The organism is Erythrobacter litoralis (assembly GCF_029760855.1).
In the GTDB taxonomy this organism is placed as follows: domain Bacteria; phylum Pseudomonadota; class Alphaproteobacteria; order Sphingomonadales; family Sphingomonadaceae; genus Qipengyuania; species Qipengyuania litoralis_A.
Genome location: NZ_SOSI01000005.1, coordinates 17,806 through 37,356 on the forward strand (window position 1 = coordinate 17,806; position 19,551 = coordinate 37,356).

Consider the following 19,551-nt stretch of genomic DNA (forward strand, 5'->3'; position numbering starts at 1 on the left):
GCGTGATAACGCCTCCGGCAATCCTCTCAGAAGTTTCTCAATAAATTAGCGTGGCTCTACGGGCTCTTGCGCTTCCGGTTCATAACCGGAGCGGTACTGATCAGGCATCCCATCGCCGTCGCTATCCAATGCATCCGGCTGACCGTCACCGTCCTTGTCCCACACGTCTGCCGCACCGTCTCCGTCTTGGTCCCAAGCATCCGGTGTTCCGTCGTCATCGGTATCCAACGTCGGAGAAGGAAGGGCGGACGGTGTAGCGCTCGGCTCTTGCGTCATCGGCGTTCCCGGCTCCGGCGTAGTAGTCGGTGGAGCCGTAGGAACAGGCGTCATGGATGCGTCAGGCGCCGTATCCTGCGGCGATTGCTGCATAGCCGCCTGCGCGTCAGCCTGAGCCGGTAAGGCAAAAGCTACACTAATTAGGACGCTGGAAGCTACGAGGCTAGTTAGGTGATACTGCATAGTGATACTCCGTATGTCCCTGCTTGATCAGGAACATGGGGCCGACGGAGGTATCGGGGCAGACCGAAAAAGTTGAAATGCGACTTAAAGAAGGCAAGGCGAGTTTTGCAACTCGCCCGCCTCACCACCGTCTCGGTTGGTCCCATGCTGCTTACGCAGCGGTCGCAAAAGCCTCTTCGCCAAGCGCCATCAGGCTGTCGCTGCCCGATTCGATCTTGCGCCGCAAGGCGCCCGCGTCGGGAAGATAGCGATCCATGTAATAGCGCGCGGTTGCCAGCTTGCCTTCGTAGAACGCCTTGTCTTCGCTGCCTGAAGCAAGACGCTCGGTCGCAGTCTTCGCCATGCGCAGCCACATCAAGCCAAGCGTCACAATGCCCATCATGTGCATATAGTGATGCGCGCCAGCACCGAGGTGGTTGGGGTTCTGCATCGCGTTCTGCATGAACCACATGGTTGCCGCCTGCTGCTCACCGAGTGCCTTTTCGAGCTTGCCCGCCATATCGCCGAGACCGTCTACATCCTTCGCTGCGGCAATTTCCTCGCCGATCAGCTTGAAGAACGCCTGGATTGCCGCGCCACCGTTCTGCGCGAGCTTGCGGCCGCACAGGTCCATCGCCTGCACGCCGTTCGTACCTTCGTAGATCTGCGCGATCCGGGCATCGCGGACGAACTGGCTCATGCCCCACTCCTCGATGTAGCCGTGGCCACCATAGACCTGCTGCATGTTGGTCGCGATTTCGTAGCCCTTGTCGGTACCGTAGCCTTTGATGACCGGGGTCATCAGCCCGATCAGCGCATCGGCTTCCTGCCGCTCTTCCTCGGTCTGCGCCTTGTGCGTCAAGTCGACCAGCAGGGCACCCCATAGGCAAAAGGCACGCATCCCTTCGGTGAACGCCTTGGCATCCATCAACATGCGGCGCACATCCGGGTGAACAAAGATCGGATCGGCTTGCGCCTCGGGTTCGGACGGACCGGTAAGCGCCCTGCCCTGCCGCCGATCGAGCGCATAAGTGACGCCGTTCTGGTAAGCGACCTCAGCCTGGCTCAAGCCCTGAATGCCGACGCCGAGGCGGGCAGCGTTCATCATGATGAACATGGCTTTGAGACCCTTGTTCTCCTCGCCGACCATCCAGCCCTTCGCGCCGTCGTAATTGAGGACGCAGGTAGCATTGCCGTGAATGCCCATCTTCTCCTCGATCGAGCCACAGGTCACACCGTTACGCTCGCCGAGCGAGCCGTCATCTTCCACGATGAATTTCGGCACCACGAAAAGGGAGATGCCTTTCGTGCTGTCTGGCGCACCCGGCGTTTTGGCCAGAACGAGATGAATGATATTGTCCGCCATATCGTGCTCGCCGGCGGAAATGAAGATCTTGGTGCCGGTGATCGCGTACGACCCGTCGTCGTTCGGCACGGCCTTGGTCCGGATCATGCCGAGATCAGTGCCACAATGCGGCTCCGTCAGGTTCATCGTGCCGGTCCATTCGTTGGAGATCATCTTGGGAAGATATTTCTCCTTCTGCTCCTGCGAGCCCTGCGCGATCAGCGCGGAGACGGCACCGTTGGTCAGGCCGGGATACATGCCGAAGGCCTGGTTGGCGCTGGAGATAAATTCCTCTAGCGCGAAACCCAGGACGTGCGGCATACCCTGCCCGCCGAATTCTTCCGGATGGGCGACAGTCCCCCAGCCCGCCTCGCGGAACTGGTCGAATGCCTCCTTGAACCCTTTCGGCGTGGTCACCGATCCATCTTCATGGCGCGTGCAGCCTTCCTCGTCACCAATACGGTTGAGCGGCGCGAGAACTTCCGCGGAGAACTTACCGCCTTCGCTGATAACGGCATCGACGACGTCGGGCGTCGCCATCTCGAAGCCGGGCAGATTGCCGTAGCTCGCGAGATCGAGCATTTCGTTGATGATGAAACGCGCGTCGCGCGCGGGGGCGGTATAAGTGGGCATCGGTATTCCTCAGATCAGATACGGGTAAGCTCAGTCGAGACGGTCTTCGACGAGCGAAATGAATTCGGTAAGTTCCTGGATCGAACTGTCGATATCGTCGCGCTGGTTGATCAGCTTGGCGACATGCGCGCGGCAACGCTCGATCGTAACGCGGCGTTGTTCGACCCGGCCGTCGTCGAGATCGTACAGATCGATCATTTCGCGAATTTCGGTCAACGAAAAGCCGACGTTCTTGGCTCGCATGATCCACGCAAGCCGGGCCCGGTCCCGCTTGGAATAGATACGCGAGAGACCGACGCGCGACGGGGCGATAAGCCCTTCATCCTCGTAGAACCGCAGCGCGCGGGCCGTACAATCGAATTCGCTAGTCAGGTCCGAAATCGAAAACTGCTGGCGATCGAGCGCATCCGGGCGTTCCAGATGCGCCCCGGCATGCGAACGTTCCGGATCGCGGCGGGGGGTCTTGGACAATGCATTCATGACGCACGTCATACACCGCCGTTTACGTAAGCGTCAAGTTCTTACGGGGCGGAGAGTGTCGTCTTCAAGTACGCGATAAAAGCAACTGTAGACACCTGTATGGCATGTCGGCCCCGCTGGCCGGCATCGAAGGACCAAGGCATCCTGATCACAATCGACGAGTATCTCTTCCACATTAAGCACGTGGCCCGATGTTTCGCCCTTCTGCCATAGCTTGCCGCGCGATCGGGAATGGAAGTGAGCCAGTCCGGTATCTCGCGTTGCCGCCAAAGCTTCCGCGTCCATGAATGCGAGCATCAGGACATCGTCGGTCTCTACGTCGATCACCACAGCAGTCAGCAATCCACGATCATCGAACTTAGGCTGGAAGGTTGAGCCGTGTTCGCGCTGCTCGTCTGTAATATTCATCTAAAGGCGATCCTCGCGAGTAAGTACTTGTTGCATGGGCGTCACAGGGTCGGGTCAAAAAGGGACGAAGCGACACATGCCTATTTCTCGCCGCGTCATTCTCCGCAATACAGCTTTCGTCAAGTGATCGAAGCTTGATCGGATTTCGGTTAAACAAAAGCCGGGGTTCAGGGAAATTCGGATTTCGACCTGTAGGAGATACGGGCATATTCGAAAGGTAATGAGGTTTAGGTGCGCCAGGCTTACTGGGGGGTCAGTCCGGCGAACCTTACGATTTATCGTCACGCGGCGCCCGGGTCATTCGATGGCCCGGGCGTTCTGCTATGCGGCGCTGCGCGCTTCGTTGGCGACGCGAGCGAAACAGGCGATCCTGACTTCCCGCGCTCCAGCGGCTTTAAGTACCCGAACGCATTCGCCGCTCGTCGCGCCGCTGGTAAGCACATCATCGACCAGCACAATGTTGCGGCCTGCTATCTGGTCAACCGCCCCCTGCTTTGCGCGGATCGCCCCGGCAAGCTTCTCGCGTCGCTGCGATGCGCTCAATCCGCCTAGGCTCGGCGTCTGTCGATACCTTACCAAACCGTCGACCAAGAGCTCGCCCTTGCCCAGCATCGACAATTCTCTTGCAATCAGCGCCGCCTGATTGAAGCCTCGCTTCCACAGCCGCCAGCGATGCAGCGGCACCGGCACCAGAAGCGCGACGTCGTCTTGCGGGAGGCGCGTCGCCATCAACCTCGCCATCATGGCTGCGAGCGCGATACGCCGACCATGTTTGAGCGAAAGGACGATCTGACGTGAGATGTTGGAGTAAAGGGTCGCCGCGGCGATACCCTCATGAACGGGCGGCCGCGACACGCAAGCGAGGCATCGTGTGCGTTCGTCGCCTGCATCCAGCGGTATCTGGCACGCGGCGCAACAGGGTTCGCCGGGGGTATCGAGCATCGACCAGCAATGGGAGCACAAACCGTTCTGATCCATTACGGCATCGCCGCAGACTGGGCAGCGCGGCGGGTAAATGAAGTCGACGACCGGTGCGAGACCGTCGCGCACTTCGCGTGCCATTCGCCCGAGACCCAAACCGCCCATGCCTTTCCTATGCGCCGCTTGAAGGACGGGCACAAGCGCGGCAGGGACGTTCGCGCATGGCCGATCGACAATCCCCCCCTCGCATCTTCTCGCCATCACGCCGCCAGGCAGGCCTTGCTCGTGCTCGCCAGCGGCAGGGACGCCGGGATGCCGCGCGCTACATTCTCGACGACATGGTCGATGACGTTATCGACCGGCTCGAATTCATGCGCTTCAACCCGGCGCGCGCGCTTGTCGTCGGGGATCTGACGGGCACTCTTACTCCCTCGCTCGAAGCGAAGGGCGTGGAAGTGAACGAGCGGACAGCGGAAGACTTCGATGAGGAACAGCCGATATCCGGCGGCCCGTTCGATCTGATTGCCTCCCTTGCCTCGCTCGACCGTGTCAACGATCTTCCGGGAGCCTTGCTCCATGCGCATGCCGCGCTCGGGGAAGGTGGCATCTTCATCGCCAGCGTTGTCGGCGCGGGATCGCTCGGCAATTTGCGCAGGGCCATGATTGCCGCCGAGCCCGAAAAACCGGCGGCGCGAATGCATCCGCTGATCGACACGCCGTCCGCGAGCGCGCTGATGCAAAGAGCGGGCTTTCGGCGACAGGTCGTGGACAGCCACGCCGTGACCGTCCGTTATTCCAGCATGACAAAACTCGTATCGGATTTGCGCGACCAAGGATTGAACAGCGCATTGCGTGATCGGGCGCCGCCGCTTGGCAAAGCTGCAATGAACCGCGCGTCGGAAGCCTTCGCCCGTGCTGCCGACGCATACGGGCGCGTTCAGGAAACCTTCGAGATTTTGACGCTAACCGGCTGGAAAGGTTAGCGCAGCGCCGCCTGCGCAGCAGCGAGGCGGGCTATTGGCACGCGGTACGGTGAGGCGCTGATGTAGTCGAGACCGGTCTTCTCACAGAAAGCGATGCTTGCCGGATCGCCACCGTGTTCGCCGCAAATGCCGAGTTTGATATCGCCACGGCTCTTGCGTCCGCGCTCCGCCGCCAGCTCGACCAATTGGCCTACCCCGTCGACATCGAGGCTTACGAACGGGTCGCGCGCGAAGATGCCCTTATCGACATATTCGGTCAGGAACCGGCCTGCATCGTCGCGGCTGACGCCGAGCGTAGTCTGCGTAAGATCGTTCGTGCCGAAGCTGAAGAATTCGGCTTCTTCAGCGATCTCGCCCGCCATCAGGGCGGCACGCGGCAATTCTATCATCGTACCTACGAGATAAGTCAGCGTCGTACCGCTGGCATCGAAGACCTCCCGCGCAACCCGGTCGACCAGCGCGCGAAGCAGTTCGAGTTCTCGCCTAGTCGCGACCAGAGGTATCATAACCTCAGGCACGGGCGCTTCGCCGGACGTCTTCGCAACCTCGCAGGCGGCTTCGAAAATGGCACGGGCCTGCATCTCATAAATCTCGGGATAGGTGATGCCGAGCCGGCACCCGCGGTGGCCTAGCATTGGATTGAATTCGTGCAACTCGCTCGCCCGGCGGCGTAGCTTGTCGATCGATACCCCGGTCGTTTCGGCCAATTCCTCGAATTCGGTATCGCCGTGCGGCAGGAATTCGTGCAGCGGTGGATCGAGCAGTCGGATCGTGCACGGCAAACCAGCCATCGTCTCGAAGATCGCGACGAAATCCTTGCGCTGTTCGGGAAGCAGTTTGTCGAGGGCGGCACGGCGGCCGGTCTCGTCGTCGGCGAGGATCATCTGGCGAACGGCGCTAATCCTATCCGCATCGAAGAACATGTGTTCGGTGCGGCAGAGGCCGATCCCCTCGGCGCCGAACTGGCGTGCCATCTTGCAGTCCGCTTCGGTCTCGGCATTGGTGCGCACGGCCATGCGGCGATGCTTGTCAGCCCACTCCATCAGCGTACCGAAATCGCCGGCGAGTTCAGGTTCGATCGTAGCGACCTCGCCTGCAATCACCTGTCCGTTGCCGCCATCTATGGTGATGACGTCCCCCTCTTTCAGCTCGCGATCCCCAATGGTTAGTGTGCGGTCCTCACGTGAGATCGAAACCTGCGACGCCCCGGAGACGCACGGTCGCCCCATGCCACGCGCAACCACGGCGGCATGGCTGGTCATTCCGCCGCGAGCCGTCAGGATGCCGGTGGCGGCGTGCATGCCGTGAATGTCTTCGGGCGAGGTTTCGATGCGAACGAGCACGACCTTTTCGCCGCGATTGGCCCATAGCTCCGCCGTATCGGCGTCGAGCACGATCTTGCCGCTCGCCGCGCCAGGCGATGCCGGAAGGCCGGTCGTCAGCACGTCACGCGGTGCATCGGGATCGAGCGTCGGGTGAAGCAACTGATCGAGCGCCATCGGATCGACGCGGCAGATTGCCGTCTTCTCGTCGATCAGCCCCTCGCCGACCATATCGACCGCCATCTTGAGTGCGGCCTTTGCCGTCCGCTTGCCGTTCCGCGTCTGGAGCAGCCACAGCTTGCCCTGCTGCACGGTAAATTCGATATCCTGCATGTCGGTGTAATGCCGCTCGAGCAGGTCGAACACGCGAGCAAGTTCGCCATAGGCATCGGGCATAGCTTCTTCCATGCTCGGCTTGTCGGCTCCCGCCGCCTCGCGCCGCGCCTTGGTCAGATATTGCGGCGTGCGAATGCCGGCGACCACGTCCTCGCCTTGCGCATTTACCAACCACTCGCCGTAGTAAGCCTTCTCTCCGGTCGAGGGATCGCGGGTGAAGGCGACGCCAGTTGCGCTGGTGTCGCCCATATTGCCGAACACCATCGCCTGCACGTTGACAGCGGTGCCCATGTCGTGCGGAATGTCGTTAAGCCGGCGATAGACCTTCGCGCGTTCGGTATCCCAACTGTCGAACACGGCCCGAATAGCGCCCCATAATTGAGCCTGTGGATCTTGCGGGAAGGGTTCGCCCAATTCCTGCTCAGCAATCGACTTGAATTCGGCGACGAGACGTTTCCAGTCTTCAGCCGACATCTCCGTATCGGCATAGAACCCATTGTCTTCCTTTGCGATTTCCAGCGCTTCCTCGAACAGGCCGTGATCGAGGCCGAGCACCACGTCGGCGTACATCTGGATGAACCGGCGGTAGCTGTCCCAGGCGAAACGCTCGTCGCCGCTGACCTTCGCCAGTCCTTTCACCGTCTCGTCATTGAGGCCAAGATTGAGCACCGTATCCATCATGCCCGGCATCGAGATTGCGGCGCCGGACCTAACCGAAACGAGCAGCGGATCGTTTGCATCGCCGAAGCCCTTTCCGACCGTGCGCTCGACATGTCGGAGTGCTTCCTCAATGTCCGACACAAGGTCTGTCCGGAAATCGCCGCCTTCGCGAAGATATTTTAAGCATTCCTCGGTCGCGATGGTGAAGCCGGGAGGCACGGGCAAGCCAATGCTGGCCATTTCGGCGAGATTGGCGCCCTTGCCGCCCGTTACCGTCTTGTCCTTCTGCCGTGCATTCGAATGCGGAGCATCGCCGCCGAAGGTGAAGACCGTGTCTATCATGCGTAATCCCGAGTTAGTGTCGTATGCAGGCGTAAGGGGCGCCCTTGTTCAGCCTTCCACGCGCGAAAAGTCTGCCACGTTGTGCACTGCAGCACGAAAACGTGCAAGTAAGTCGAGCCGATGGCGCCGCTTGTTATCGTCGTCAGCGTTTACCGTGACATCGGTAAAGAAATCGTCGATCGGTTTGCGCAAACTGGCGAGCGCAGCCATCGCGCCTTCGAAATCCTCGTGTGCTATGGCTTTTTGCGCTTGCGGTTCGGCCTCATCCAGCGCCTCGATCAGAGCCTTTTCGGCCGGTTCCGGTCTGTAGTCGAGGGCGCGGTCCTTGCGCTCCGCCATCTTTGCGTCGACCACCGCCTTCATGTCTGGATCGTCGACCAATGCCAGCGGATCTTCCTCGCCGGTGCGCGCCACGCGGTCCTCGCTGCCGTGCCAGTCCTCTTTCTTGAGGATGTTCGCAGCCCGCTTATATGCGGCGAGAAGGTCGGCCCCTTCTGCGGTTTCGATGTAGTTCTGCAATGCTTTCACCCTTGCCAGCAAGCGGACGAGATCGTCTTCCGCAATTCCGGTTTCCCGGCCAAGAGCAAACACGGCATCGATCAGATCGTGCCGGACACCGGCTTCGCGCTGCTGTACTTTGAGACGGTCGGCGAGGAATTCGGTGAGCTTTTTCGTAAGGGCCGGGTTCGCTCCCGACGCCCATGCGCGCACGACCTCGTCCAACGATAGGTTGAGATCGTTTGTCTCAACCAATTGCAGATAGCCCAAAGCAGCCCGGCGTAGGGCATACGGGTCTTTCGAGCCGGTAGGAAAAATGCCGATCTTGAAGAAGCTCAACAGCGTATCGAGCTTGTCGGCCAGTGCGACGGCGACGGTGATTGGCGCGGTCGGCACCTCGTCGCTCAATCCGACAGGCTTGTAATGATCGCGGATCGCGTCGGACACTTCGAGCGGCAGGCCTTCGGCCTTCGCATAATAGCCGCCCATGATACCCTGAAGTTCAGGAAACTCGCCGACCATTTCGGTCACCAGATCGGCCTTGCAAAGCTCGGCGGCGAGGCGCGCCTGCTTGTTATTGCCATTGGGTGCCTTGGCATCGAAGACGAGCCAATCCGCCAGCTTCGCCACCCGGTCCACCTTATCCGCCACAGTGCCGAGCTTTTCATGAAAGGTAATCCGCTCCAGCCCCTTGGCATGTTCGGCGAGCGACTTCTTGCGATCCTGCTCCCAGAAGAACCGCGCGTCGGAAAGCCGGGCGGCTAGGACCTTGCGGTTGCCGTCGACGATTGCCGCCCCGCCGTCCGCTGCCTCGATATTGGCAGTGCAAATGAAGGCATTGGCGAGTATGCCGTCCGCATCCTCGCACACGAAATACTTCTGGTTGACCCGCGCGGTAAGTTGGATGACTTCGGGCGGCACTTCGAGAAATGATTCGTCGAACCGACCGAGCAGCGGAATGGGCCATTCGGTGAGGCCGGCATTCTCGATTACCAACCCTTCGTCCTCGACCAGCTTGAGCCTTGCACCCTTCGCGGCGGCCATTGCGCCAATCCTGATTTCTTCCTCGCGAAGACTGTGGTCGACAATCACATGAGCATCAAAGAGCTTGCGCTGATAGTCGTCGGGATTTCCGATTTCGATCATGCCGTAACTGTTCAAAACAGTCGGGTTCTTGTTTTTGAAAAACTCGACCGGCAGCCCGAAATTGCGCGACTTGGGGTCGGATTTCCGGATGCCATGGAAGCGATGACCCACAGTCTCGCGACCGCTCTTCACACCATGCACCTCGCATTCGATCACATCGTCTCCCAGCAGCGCGACAATGCCCGACAGCGGGCGCACCCATCGCAGGCTTTCGGTCGAGATCGAGGCCGTGCCCCAACGCATCGACTTGGGCCAGGTGAAGTCGCGCACAATCGCGGGTATCGCCTCGGCAAGCAGGTCTTTCGTGGCGCGACCGGGGATGTTCTTTACCGCGAAGTAAGTCGACCTGCCCTTAACGTCGCGCTCTTCGAGGTCGGCGCGGTCGACACCCGCCTTGCGGCAAAAACCGTCAAGCGCTTGGTCAGGTGCCCCTACCGGCGGGCCCTTCAATTCCTCGCTGACAGCCTCGGTGGATTTAGGCAGGCCGCGCGCAATCAGCGCGAGGCGGCGCGGAGTCGACCAGACCGTGACCTCGCCCGTATCCACACCGGCGGCTTCCATTTCCCGGCGGAAGAGCTTTTCGAGTTCGGCGCGCGCGCCTGCCTGCATGCGGGCGGGGATTTCTTCGCCGCGCAGTTCGAGGAGGAAATCGGAGCCACTCATTTCGACCACTCCGGGTATTTCTCCGCCCAAACCGGCGCCTCTTTCGCCATATGCGCTTCACAGGAACCGCGCGCGAGATCACGCACGCGCCCCATGTAGCTTGCGCGTTCCTGCACGCTGATTACGCCGCGCGCCTGTAACAGATTGAAGATGTGGCTTGCTTCGACGGCCTGTTCATATGCCGCTATCGGCACCTCGGCTTCGAGTGCGTTGCGGCACTCGGCCTCGGCCTTGTTGAACAGGTCGAACAGCGCATCGGTCTCGGCGACTTCGAAGTTCCACTTCGACATCTGCTTCTCGTTCTCTAGGAAGACATCGCCGTAACTCACGCCCTGACCGTTGAAATCGAGATCATAGACATCGTCGACGCCCTGGATATACATGGCGAGGCGTTCGAGGCCGTAGGTCAGCTCGCCTGCGACCGGCTTGCAGTCGAAGCCGCCCATCTGCTGGAAATAGGTGAACTGGGTGACTTCCATCCCGTCGCACCAGACTTCCCAGCCCAAACCCCATGCCCCCAGCGTCGGGCTTTCCCAATCGTCTTCCACGAAGCGAATATCGTGCTTCAGGGGATCGATGCCGATGGTGCGCAGGCTTTCGAGATACCAATCTTGAATTTCGACAGGGCTCGGCTTCAGAATTACCTGATACTGATAGTAATGCTGCAGGCGGTTGGGATTTTCGCCATATCGCCCGTCGGTCGGGCGGCGGCATGGCTGCACGAAGGCCGCGTTCCACGGTTCCGGGCCGAGGGCGCGAAGGGTCGTCGCGGTATGGAACGTGCCCGCTCCCATGCGCATGTCGTAAGGCTGAAGGATAAGGCAGCCCTTCGCACTCCAGAAGTCGTGGAGGGCAAGGATCATGTCCTGAAACGAATGTTGCGGATCGCGGGTCATGGCGGGCGCGCAATGCCGCAAGCCAACCGAGGGGTCAACGGCGGTAACAAACCGGCATAGCGCCCTGCCGCAGTCTTGCGAAAGCACTGCCTTTCGGGGCATAGCACCTCGCATACAGGGAGATTACCGATGCGCTCTTTTCGTTCGCTGCTCGCCGCGGCATCCGCGATTGCTTTCACGCTGCAGGGTTGCGCTGCGACGCCTGCCGACGATGTCGCCGTCACCACACCTGCCGTCGAGAGCTCGGGGCCTGCACTGTGGCGTGTCGCCGACGAGGATACGACCGTCTACCTGTTCGGCACCGTCCATGCTCTCCCGGAAGACGTGCAATGGTATCGTGGGCCGGTCGAAAATGCGCTGACCGGATCCGACGTCCTTGTGACCGAAATTCCGCTGTCGGCCATGAAAGACCCGGCTAGCCAGCAGATCGTAACCAGTCTGGCAGGTCTACCTGCGGGTCAGTCGTTACGCGCGATGCTCAGCGACGAGCAGCGTGCGAGTTACGAAGCGGCGCTCGGCTCGCTTTCGCTGCCCCCCGCCGCCTTCGACCGGTTCGAACCCTGGTTCGCCGCCATCACACTTTCGGTCTTGCCATTGATACAAAACGGCTGGTCGCCCGAGATGGGCGTCGAAAATGTCATCGATCAGCGCGCAGGACCGGACAAGGAGCGCGCGGCGCTCGAAACGCTCGGGCAGCAGATGAGCTTTTTCGACGAAATGCCGCAGGATGCACAAGTCGATTACCTTATGGCGGTGGTCGATCAGATGGACCAGATCCTGCCAATGATGGATCGGATGGTCGACGAATGGGCCGAAGGCGATGCGGCGAGCCTCGCTTCGCTCATGAACGATAACATGGATGATGCGACCGTTGCCGAGGTGTTGCTGTACAACCGCAATGCGAACTGGGCGGAATGGATCGATAGCCGTCTCGATCAGCCCGGAACGGTCTTCATCGCAGTGGGCGCCGGCCACCTCGCCGGAACGCGCAGCGTGCAAGACTATCTCGGCCAGCGCGGGATCGAGGTCACGCGCGTCCAGTAACGTTTCGCGAATGCCGGCGTGAAGGACGGAAGGCGGGCTGTACAGCCGATGGTGCGTGTACTTCTTTCGCTGATTTGGGCAGCGCTGCTTTTCGGATGCGGGAAAAGTTCCGTTCCACTTCCGGACGATGCACATCCCGCCCTCTGGGAAATACGGACGGACAATGGAAAGCCGGTCGGTTGGCTGTTCGGCACCGTGCATGCCCTGCCCGACGGTCTCGAATGGCGCTTTCCCGCTTTGGAAAAAGTGATCGAACAAGCCGATACACTTGTCGTGGAAGTATCCACGCTTGAAGACGGCGCCTCGATTTCTGCGCAATTCGCGAAAATGGGAGGTGACGAACCCCCTTCCCTTTCCGCCATCCAGCGTATCGAGCCGGCGCTGCGTGCTGAATTTCAGAAGGTTTTAAATGAATCGTCCCTTGATCAATCCGATTTGGACTCGATGGAAAGCTGGGCGGCGGCCCTGACGCTCGCAGCCGTATCGCAGACGGGTGACACGGATAACGGCGTGGATCGCGCGCTCCTTCGCCGGTTCGATGGCAGGCCGATCATCGAACTCGAGGGTGCGGCGGCGCAATTACAGATTTTCGATAGCTTGCCGGAAAGCGAGCAGATCGACCTGTTAAACGCCGTACTGAAAGAAGCGAAACACGCGACTACGACGACCGAAAGGATGACTGAAGCGTGGCGTTTGGGCGACTTGGAAACGTTGGAGCAGATAACGGCGCGCGGAATGCTGGCAGACCCCGAGTTGAGAAAAGCCTTGCTTACGAACCGGAATCGACTCTGGGCTGCGGTGGTAGGAGACGCGATCGGGTCAGGAGATCGCCCGCTGGTTGCCGTCGGCGCGGGTCACATGCTCGGCCCTGAAGGCTTGCCAGTATTGCTCGCCGAAGCCGGATATACGGTCGTGCGCGTGCCCTGACGCTTGCTTTTGCCCGGCCGCCTGCTATGCGCTCGGACCTCGGCGTCATGGTCATCCCTGGAGGCGTGGCGGACCGGGCATTCTAACGCATTCGAAAGGCATCTGTAATGAGCGACGCTCTGACCCTGCCGGCCGAGGCGCGCGAACGGGCTGGCAAGGGAGCCTCCCGTCAATTGCGCCGCGAAGGCCGTGTTCCCGCCGTCATCTATGGCGGCAAGGAAGAACCCACGATGATTCATGTCGAGCTGAAGGAGCTGGTCAAGCAGCTCGATAGCGGCCACTTCATGAACTCGATCGTCAACATCGAACTCGGCGGCAAGACCATCCGTACGCTGCCGAAGGACGTCGCTCTGCATCCGGTCAAGGACCGTCCCGAGCATGTCGATTTCTTCCGTCTCGCCAAGGGTGCGAAGGTCGATGTCAGCGTGCCGGTCGTCTTCACCAACGAAGAAGCCAGCCCCGGCCTCAAGAAGGGCGGCGTGCTCAACGTGGTCCGTCACGAATTGGAACTGGTCTGCGACGCGGACAAGATTCCGGGCGAGATCGAGATTGACGTTACCGGTAAGGAAGTGGGCGATTCGATCCACATCAGCGAAGTGACGCTTCCCGATGGTGCCGAGAGCGCCATCACCGATCGCGACTTCACCATTGCGACGCTGGTCGCTCCGTCCGCGCTCAAGAAGGCCGACGACGAAGCTGAAGACCAGACCGGCGAAGGCATGGAGCCGGGCGAAACCGCCGCGACCGAACAGGGTCCGGACGACGACGCCGCGCAGGAACAGGAAGACAAAAGCGAGTAAGCTCTTTTTCGACCGAAAGAAAACGCCAGGCTTCTCCATCGCGAGACGTCCGGCGTTTTCGTTTCTACGTTCGGTGCGGTAGGGTATCCTTCGAAGGAGCCTATCGATGCCGAACCTGAACCGCCGTACCCTGCTCGTATCCGTCGCCGCGACGGGCGCGCTTGCCGCCACCGTCGGCCGTGCCCAGCCCGGTCCGATCGAGTCTAGCCTCGACCTGACCGGCAAATCCATCCTGATTACCGGTTGCTCGAGCGGTTTCGGCCGTCTTGGTGCAGAACATTACGCCCGATTGGGTGCGAAGGTTTTCGCCACCATGCGGAACCTGCCGCGCCCCGAAGCGGAGGAACTGACCCAGCTCGCTGCGCGCGACGATCTCGACATTACCGTGCTCGAACTCGACGTACTCGATCAGGCGCAGGTCGAAAGCGCTGTCGCCGAAGCTGAAAGGCTGGCGGGCGGCGCGCTCGATGTAATTATCAACAATGCCGGCATCGGCATCAGCGGACCCGTCGAAGTGCAGGATATGGAAGCCACTCAGCTTATCTTCGACACCAACGTGTTCGGCGCCCACCGCGTCGCGCGCGCCGCCCTTCCCGCCATGCGGGCACGCGGCAGCGGGCAGATCGTGCAGATCAGTTCGCAGCTCGGCCGTGTCATCATTCCGTTCGGCGGACATTACTCCGCAACCAAATTCGCGCTCGAAGCGATGAGCGAGCAGCTCGCCTACGAACTGGTGCCGCATAACATCGACGTCTCGATCATCGAACCGGGCGGCTACCCGACCGAGGTCTGGATCAATCGCAACATTTATACCGGCGCCTTGAAAGAACGCGCCGCCGAGGAACATACGCAAGGCTGGCCGCAAGTCGTCGCCTCGATGGGAACCGAGGACGGTTCGGGCCGCAGCGCAAACCCGATGGACGTACCGCGCGCGATCGCCGCGCTGATCGCCATGCCCGCAGGAACGCGGCCGCTTCGCCGCCCCGTGAGCGGTGGCAGTATTCCGCAGACCGAAATCAACCGCGTCACCGCGCAGACCCAGCTTGATTGGTTGGGCGGATCGGATCGCGTGGGTCCGCTGGTGCGCGCCGTACTGGATTGACACCGCGTCTTGCCCTGACGTCTCCAACCGTTAAGGGCACACGCCATGCAAATCTGGACAGGTCTCGGCAATCCCGGCCCGCAATACGCGCTGCATCGGCACAATGTCGGCTTCATGGCGATGGATGTCATCGCGGAGATGCACGAATTCGGTCCGGTGCAGAAGAAGTTCTCTGGATGGGTGCAGGAAGGGCGGGTCGGTCGGGAAAAGGTGCTCCTGCTCAAGCCCACGACCTTCATGAACGAAAGCGGCCGCGCGGTGGGAGAGGCGATGCGGTTCTACAAGCTCGACATCGACGCACTGACGGTGTTCCATGACGAACTTGACCTCGCTCCTTTCAAGATCAAGGTGCGCGACGGTGGCGGCCTTGCCGGGCATAACGGGCTGCGCAGCATCGATAAGCATCTCGGCCCCGATTTCCGCCGCGTCCGCATCGGCATCGGCCATCCCGGCAGCAAGGAGCGCGTGAACGGTCATGTCCTCGGCAACTACGCGAAGGCGGAGATGGACGACTTGGCCGACATGCTCGCCGCAATCGGAGCGGAGGCGCATTGGCTGGCGGAGAATGACGGTCCCCGCTTCATGAGCGACGTCGCGCTGCGCCTTCAGGATTGATCGAGGCGATGGACACTCGGAACGAACCGCTCTCACCGAAAAAAGTTCTCGGCGCATTGCTTGCGCAGTTCGTCGTCTTCCTCCTTCTCGGCCTCGCCATCTGGTATGCGACCGACCGGCCGTTATCCCGGTTCATCGATCCCAACCTGCGTTCCATACTTCTCGGCCTCGCCCTCGGCGGTGCGATGATTGCCGCGGCGTGGCTGCTGTTTCGCCTACTCCCTCGTATTGCCGAGCGCTTCATCCGGATGCAGGGCAAGACATATGGCTTTCTTGGCGACCGCCTCAGCCTGCCGGTCATCGTCCTCATTTCCATCGGCGCGGGCGTCGGGGAGGAGGCGCTGTTTCGCGGCGGGCTCCAAACGCTTACCACGGATTATGTCGGCCCGGTCGGCGGAATCGCCATAGCGTCCGCGATCTTTGCCGCGGTGCACCTCAGCAAGCCGCCGATCATGGCCATCATTTTCGGTATCGGGGTGTTGTTCGGCTGGGTCTATTGGGCGACCGGAAGCCTCCTGATCGTGATGATCGCGCATACGGTGTACGACATCTTCGCGCTCGACTACTTGATGAAGGAATTCCGCCGGCTCGGCACTCTGCTCGATCCGGAACCGGGTGACGCGGCAAGCTAGAGGGTAGTCATTCCGCCGCCACCCGCCTACATGCGCGGCGCATTCTTATATCGGAGTAATTCATGGGTTTCCGCTGCGGGATCGTCGGGCTGCCGAATGTCGGCAAGTCCACCCTGTTCAATGCACTTACCGAAACGCAGGCTGCGCAGGCTGCGAACTATCCGTTCTGCACGATCGAGCCCAATGTCGGTCAGGTCGCGGTGCCGGACGCCCGGCTGGAAAAGATCGCGGGCATCGCGAAATCGGCCAAGGTCGTGCCGACGCAGCTCGCCTTTGTCGACATTGCCGGGCTCGTTAAAGGCGCGAGCAAGGGCGAAGGGCTCGGCAACCAGTTCCTCGGCAATATTCGCGAGGTCGATGCGATCGTCCATGTCCTTCGCTGTTTTGAGGACGACGATATCCAGCACGTCTCGAACAAAGTCGATCCGATCGCCGATGCCGAGGTTGTCGAAACCGAGCTTATGCTGTCGGACCTCGAAAGCTTGGAAAAGCGCGTGCCCGCCGCGGCCAAGCGCGCGACTGGGGGCGACAAGGAAGCGAAGGTTCTCGCCAGTGTGCTAGGACAGGCGCTCGACCTCTTGCGTGACGGCAAGCCCGCCCGTTTGACCGAACCGAAGGACGACGAGGAAGAACGCATGTTCCGGCAGGCACAGCTCCTAACCGCCAAGCCGGTTCTCTACGTCTGCAACGTCGCGGAGGAAGATGCGGCCGACGGCAACGCTCTCTCCGCCGAAGTGTTCGCCAAGGCGGAGCGCGAAGGTGCGCAGGCCGTCGTCGTCTCCGCCGCGATCGAGAGCGAGCTGGTCGCGATGGACGAGGCGGACCGCGCCGAATATCTCACCGAACTTGGCCTCGAAGAAAGCGGCCTCAGCCGCGTAATCCGTGCGGGTTACACCCTCCTCGGCCTTAACACTTTCTTCACCGCCGGCCCCAAGGAAGCGCGCGCCTGGACCTATCCGCAGGGCGCCAAAGCCCCGCAAGCGGCGGGCGAAATTCACACGGATTTTGAGAAAGGTTTCATCCGCGCCGAAACCATCGCCTATGACGACTATGTCGCGCTGAACGGCGAAAGCGGCGCGCGCGAGGCGGGCAAGCTGCGGCAGGAAGGCAAGGAATACCTGGTGCAGGACGGCGACGTCATGCTGTTCAAGTTCAACGTCTGACGGAGATCGGTGCGATGAAGACGCCGCTGCTTTCCGCCCTTGCCTTATCGACTGCCGTTCTTGCCGCCGCCTGCGCCCCGGCAATCGAAAGCACGTCAGCCCCGCCGGTCGCAGCCGTTCAGGAGGAACGCGAACCGGTTACGATCCTGATTTCCATCGACGGGTTCCGCCCGGACTATCTGGATCGCGGCCTCACCCCCACGCTCACGGCCCTCGCAAGCGAAGGCGTCGCGGCGTCCATGCGACCTTCCTTCCCAAGCAAGACCTTTCCTAACCATTGGGCCGAGGTCACAGGTTACGTTCCCGACCATAACGGGATCGTCGCAAACAGTTTCACCGATCCCTCTCGCGCCGAAGACAAGTTCACGATGGCGACGACCGATCCGTTCTACTGGAACGGGCGCGAACCGATCTGGGTGACGGCAGAGAAAGCGGGCATTCGTACAGCCTCGATGTTCTGGCCCGGCTCGGCCGTGGCCTATGGCGGGGAAGTCGTACCGAACAGCTACGGCAAGATCGAAGGCGGCACGCGCCCGCAGGACTGGACTGCTTTCGATCAGGCAGTGTCTCCGACGCAGCGGGTCAATACCATTATCGACTGGCTGCGCCGACCAGCGGATATCCGTCCGCAATTCCTCACGCTCTATTTCGACGAGGTCGATACCGCAGGGCATGACGGCGGACCGAACGGCAGCGAAGTGAATGCCGCCATCGCGAACGTCGATGCGGATATCAGTTCGCTCCTCGCGGGCTTGCGGGAACTCGGCCAACCGGCGAACCTCGTCATCACGTCAGACCACGGCATGGCGGAGATCCGCAACAGCCGTACCGTGGAACTCGACAGGATCGTGCCGCGCGATGCCTACCAGCTTGTCGAAGCCGGACCTTATGCCAGCTTGAATGCCATTCCAGGCCGGGAAGCTGACCTCGAAGCCGCACTCTTGCGCCCGCATGATCGCATGGAATGCTGGCGCAAGAACGAAATCCCGGCGCGCTTCGAATACGGCACCAGTACGCGTATCCCGCAATATCTGTGCCTCGCGCAGGTCGGATGGCAAATCTATCCGGAGCGGCGCGAAGGAGAGCGGGTAGGCGGCAATCACGGTTACGACAATGCAGCCCCCGAGATGGCAGCTTTGTTCATCGCCAATGGTCCGGCTTTCGCGCAGGCTAAGCGCCTGCCGGTCTTCGACAACGTCGATATCAATCCGCTCCTGCGCGAGCTGCTCGGATTGCCGCAGGACGAGGCGCTCGACGGTAAACTTAGCCCTGTGGCCGGTGCCCTGATGGCGTCAGAATAGGAACGCTTGCCATGCCCCCCCGTTGAGGCCGCAAAACAACAAGGGGAACAGGGAATGGTCGACAAGTCCGAAAAGTTCAATTGGCTCGTGCGAGTCGGCTATTTCAGCCGCGCGATCCTGTATTTCGTCCTGGGGCTGATTGCCCTTACCAGCGCGGACCGTATCGCTGAGGGCACGAACGGCATTTTCCGCGCAATCGAAGATTATCCGGCAGGGATCGTCATCCTTTGGCTGATGGTGGTGGGGCTGGCAGCCTACGCCTTGTTCCGCTTCGCTTCACTATTCTTCGATATCGAGAACAATGGGTCGGACGCGAAGGGTTGGGCCAAACGGCTCGGCCATGGTGGTAGCGGCATCGCCCACTTGGCGCTTGCCTATTCGGCCTTTCAGTTCGCGAATTCGGATGGTGGCTCGTCTTCGGGCGGCAGCGGCGGCGGAGCTCAGCAGGCCGCTTCGGGCATACTGTCGTTCGAACTGGGCGGCATCGTCCTCGGTTTGCTTGGCATCGCGTTCTTCGGCGCAGCGATCTCGCAGGCGAAGAAGGGCATAACCGGCAGCTTCATGAATCGCATCAGTGGCAACGCGCCTGACGGGACGCGCTGGCTTGGCTTTGCCGGTTATCTGGCCCGTGCGGTGGTGTACGTAGTTATCGGTTGGTCTCTGATACGCGCCGGCTTCATGTCAGGCGGTTCGGACCAGATCCGCACACTTGGCGACGCGGTTGCCAGCCTTGCGGGCGAAGGGTTCATTTTCACCCTGACCGCCATCGGGCTGATGCTGTTCGGCGTGTTCAGCTTGGTTCTGGCGCGTTACCGGATCATTCCCGACATGGGATCGCACGGCAAGGTGCCAGCCTTCCGCGCATAACCGATTGCATCGCCCCGCCCCCGGGTCCA

Annotated in this window: 18 protein-coding genes; 10 read left to right on the top strand and 8 right to left on the bottom strand. The window is 61.1% G+C overall.

Annotated elements, in window-relative coordinates; translation table 11 throughout:
* Positions 1 to 45: 45 nt before the first annotated feature.
* From E3U23_RS10195 to E3U23_RS10215, 5 genes are all read right to left on the bottom strand, one after another.
* Positions 46 to 369, bottom strand: coding sequence for a hypothetical protein (locus E3U23_RS10195; RefSeq protein WP_279351156.1), 324 nt, complete (start codon positions 367 to 369; stop codon positions 46 to 48).
* Between the two features lie 241 nt (positions 370 to 610).
* Positions 611 to 2,416, bottom strand: coding sequence for an acyl-CoA dehydrogenase C-terminal domain-containing protein (locus tag E3U23_RS10200; RefSeq protein ID WP_279351157.1), 1,806 nt, complete (start codon positions 2,414 to 2,416; stop codon positions 611 to 613).
* A gap of 30 nt (positions 2,417 to 2,446) precedes the next feature.
* Positions 2,447 to 2,896 (bottom strand): MerR family transcriptional regulator, encoded by a 450-nt coding sequence (locus E3U23_RS10205; RefSeq protein WP_279351158.1) that lies wholly within the window; start codon positions 2,894 to 2,896, stop codon positions 2,447 to 2,449.
* 33 nt (positions 2,897 to 2,929) lie between these two features.
* Positions 2,930 to 3,304, bottom strand: a complete 375-nt coding sequence (gene hisI / locus E3U23_RS10210) for a phosphoribosyl-AMP cyclohydrolase (RefSeq protein ID WP_279351159.1) — start codon at positions 3,302 to 3,304, stop codon at positions 2,930 to 2,932.
* Between the two features lie 321 nt (positions 3,305 to 3,625).
* On the bottom strand, positions 3,626 to 4,390 hold the full coding sequence (locus E3U23_RS10215) for a ComF family protein (protein ID WP_279351160.1): 765 nt from the start codon (positions 4,388 to 4,390) through the stop codon (positions 3,626 to 3,628).
* Between the two features lie 56 nt (positions 4,391 to 4,446).
* Here E3U23_RS10215 and E3U23_RS10220 point away from each other — a divergent pair, with 56 nt between their 5' ends.
* Positions 4,447 to 5,208, top strand: coding sequence for a methyltransferase domain-containing protein (locus E3U23_RS10220; RefSeq protein WP_279351162.1), 762 nt, complete (start codon positions 4,447 to 4,449; stop codon positions 5,206 to 5,208).
* On the opposite strand, the gene ppdK is transcribed toward E3U23_RS10220, so the two are convergent.
* The 3 genes from ppdK to E3U23_RS10235 are packed head-to-tail and all read right to left on the bottom strand — an operon-like array spanning position 5,205 to position 11,071.
* Positions 5,205 to 7,868 (bottom strand): pyruvate, phosphate dikinase, encoded by a 2,664-nt coding sequence (ppdK, locus tag E3U23_RS10225; RefSeq protein ID WP_279351164.1) that lies wholly within the window; start codon positions 7,866 to 7,868, stop codon positions 5,205 to 5,207. The two genes, E3U23_RS10220 and ppdK, sit on opposite strands and share 4 nt — an antisense overlap.
* 48 nt (positions 7,869 to 7,916) lie before the next feature.
* The gene (gene glyS / locus E3U23_RS10230; protein WP_279351165.1) at positions 7,917 to 10,175 is read right to left on the bottom strand and encodes a glycine--tRNA ligase subunit beta; all 2,259 of its coding nucleotides are present in this window, start codon (positions 10,173 to 10,175) and stop codon (positions 7,917 to 7,919) included.
* Positions 10,172 to 11,071, bottom strand: coding sequence for a glycine--tRNA ligase subunit alpha (locus E3U23_RS10235; protein WP_279351166.1), 900 nt, complete (start codon positions 11,069 to 11,071; stop codon positions 10,172 to 10,174). The genes glyS and E3U23_RS10235 overlap by 4 nt, the downstream gene beginning before the upstream one ends.
* A 129-nt stretch (positions 11,072 to 11,200) precedes the next feature.
* On the opposite strand from E3U23_RS10235, the gene E3U23_RS10240 reads away from it, so the two are divergent.
* From E3U23_RS10240 to E3U23_RS10280, 9 genes are all read left to right on the top strand, one after another.
* Positions 11,201 to 12,115 carry a TraB/GumN family protein gene (locus E3U23_RS10240; RefSeq protein ID WP_279351167.1) on the top strand — a complete coding sequence of 305 codons (915 nt, stop codon included), beginning with the start codon at positions 11,201 to 11,203 and terminating at the stop codon, positions 12,113 to 12,115.
* A gap of 48 nt (positions 12,116 to 12,163) precedes the next feature.
* Entirely contained in the window at positions 12,164 to 13,042 is an 879-nt protein-coding gene (locus E3U23_RS10245; RefSeq protein ID WP_279351168.1) for a TraB/GumN family protein, read from the top strand.
* 107 nt (positions 13,043 to 13,149) lie between these two features.
* Complete coding sequence (locus E3U23_RS10250; protein WP_279351169.1) at positions 13,150 to 13,842, top strand: 50S ribosomal protein L25/general stress protein Ctc; 693 nt, start codon at positions 13,150 to 13,152, stop codon at positions 13,840 to 13,842.
* A gap of 106 nt (positions 13,843 to 13,948) precedes the next feature.
* The gene (locus tag E3U23_RS10255; RefSeq protein ID WP_279351170.1) at positions 13,949 to 14,944 is read left to right on the top strand and encodes an SDR family oxidoreductase; all 996 of its coding nucleotides are present in this window, start codon (positions 13,949 to 13,951) and stop codon (positions 14,942 to 14,944) included.
* Positions 14,945 to 14,989: 45 nt separating this feature from the next.
* Positions 14,990 to 15,559, top strand: a complete 570-nt coding sequence (pth, locus tag E3U23_RS10260; RefSeq protein ID WP_279351171.1) for an aminoacyl-tRNA hydrolase — start codon at positions 14,990 to 14,992, stop codon at positions 15,557 to 15,559.
* Between the two features lie 8 nt (positions 15,560 to 15,567).
* Positions 15,568 to 16,191 carry a CPBP family intramembrane glutamic endopeptidase gene (locus E3U23_RS10265; RefSeq protein ID WP_279351172.1) on the top strand — a complete coding sequence of 208 codons (624 nt, stop codon included), beginning with the start codon at positions 15,568 to 15,570 and terminating at the stop codon, positions 16,189 to 16,191.
* A 62-nt stretch (positions 16,192 to 16,253) separates the two neighbouring features.
* Positions 16,254 to 17,354 carry a redox-regulated ATPase YchF gene (gene ychF, locus E3U23_RS10270; RefSeq protein ID WP_279351173.1) on the top strand — a complete coding sequence of 367 codons (1,101 nt, stop codon included), beginning with the start codon at positions 16,254 to 16,256 and terminating at the stop codon, positions 17,352 to 17,354.
* Between the two features lie 14 nt (positions 17,355 to 17,368).
* Positions 17,369 to 18,655 (top strand): ectonucleotide pyrophosphatase/phosphodiesterase, encoded by a 1,287-nt coding sequence (locus tag E3U23_RS10275; RefSeq protein ID WP_279351174.1) that lies wholly within the window; start codon positions 17,369 to 17,371, stop codon positions 18,653 to 18,655.
* 54 nt (positions 18,656 to 18,709) lie between these two features.
* Positions 18,710 to 19,522 carry a DUF1206 domain-containing protein gene (locus E3U23_RS10280; RefSeq protein ID WP_279351175.1) on the top strand — a complete coding sequence of 271 codons (813 nt, stop codon included), beginning with the start codon at positions 18,710 to 18,712 and terminating at the stop codon, positions 19,520 to 19,522.
* The last annotated feature ends 29 nt before the right edge of the window (positions 19,523 to 19,551 follow it).

Coding starts and splice junctions, on each gene's coding strand:
- E3U23_RS10195 (WP_279351156.1), bottom strand. CDS start 369: ATGCAGCAATCGCCGCAGGATACGGCGCCTGACGCATCCATGACGCCT.
- E3U23_RS10200 (WP_279351157.1), bottom strand. CDS start 2,416: ATGCCCACTTATACCGCCCCCGCGCGCGACGCGCGTTTCATCATCAAC.
- E3U23_RS10205 (WP_279351158.1), bottom strand. CDS start 2,896: ATGAATGCATTGTCCAAGACCCCCCGCCGCGATCCGGAACGTTCGCAT.
- hisI (WP_279351159.1), bottom strand. CDS start 3,304: ATGAATATTACAGACGAGCAGCGCGAACACGGCTCAACCTTCCAGCCT.
- E3U23_RS10215 (WP_279351160.1), bottom strand. CDS start 4,390: ATGGGCGGTTTGGGTCTCGGGCGAATGGCACGCGAAGTGCGCGACGGT.
- E3U23_RS10220 (WP_279351162.1), top strand. CDS start 4,447: ATGGCCGATCGACAATCCCCCCCTCGCATCTTCTCGCCATCACGCCGC.
- ppdK (WP_279351164.1), bottom strand. CDS start 7,868: ATGATAGACACGGTCTTCACCTTCGGCGGCGATGCTCCGCATTCGAAT.
- glyS (WP_279351165.1), bottom strand. CDS start 10,175: ATGAGTGGCTCCGATTTCCTCCTCGAACTGCGCGGCGAAGAAATCCCC.
- E3U23_RS10235 (WP_279351166.1), bottom strand. CDS start 11,071: ATGACCCGCGATCCGCAACATTCGTTTCAGGACATGATCCTTGCCCTC.
- E3U23_RS10240 (WP_279351167.1), top strand. CDS start 11,201: ATGCGCTCTTTTCGTTCGCTGCTCGCCGCGGCATCCGCGATTGCTTTC.
- E3U23_RS10245 (WP_279351168.1), top strand. CDS start 12,164: ATGGTGCGTGTACTTCTTTCGCTGATTTGGGCAGCGCTGCTTTTCGGA.
- E3U23_RS10250 (WP_279351169.1), top strand. CDS start 13,150: ATGAGCGACGCTCTGACCCTGCCGGCCGAGGCGCGCGAACGGGCTGGC.
- E3U23_RS10255 (WP_279351170.1), top strand. CDS start 13,949: ATGCCGAACCTGAACCGCCGTACCCTGCTCGTATCCGTCGCCGCGACG.
- pth (WP_279351171.1), top strand. CDS start 14,990: ATGCAAATCTGGACAGGTCTCGGCAATCCCGGCCCGCAATACGCGCTG.
- E3U23_RS10265 (WP_279351172.1), top strand. CDS start 15,568: ATGGACACTCGGAACGAACCGCTCTCACCGAAAAAAGTTCTCGGCGCA.
- ychF (WP_279351173.1), top strand. CDS start 16,254: ATGGGTTTCCGCTGCGGGATCGTCGGGCTGCCGAATGTCGGCAAGTCC.
- E3U23_RS10275 (WP_279351174.1), top strand. CDS start 17,369: ATGAAGACGCCGCTGCTTTCCGCCCTTGCCTTATCGACTGCCGTTCTT.
- E3U23_RS10280 (WP_279351175.1), top strand. CDS start 18,710: ATGGTCGACAAGTCCGAAAAGTTCAATTGGCTCGTGCGAGTCGGCTAT.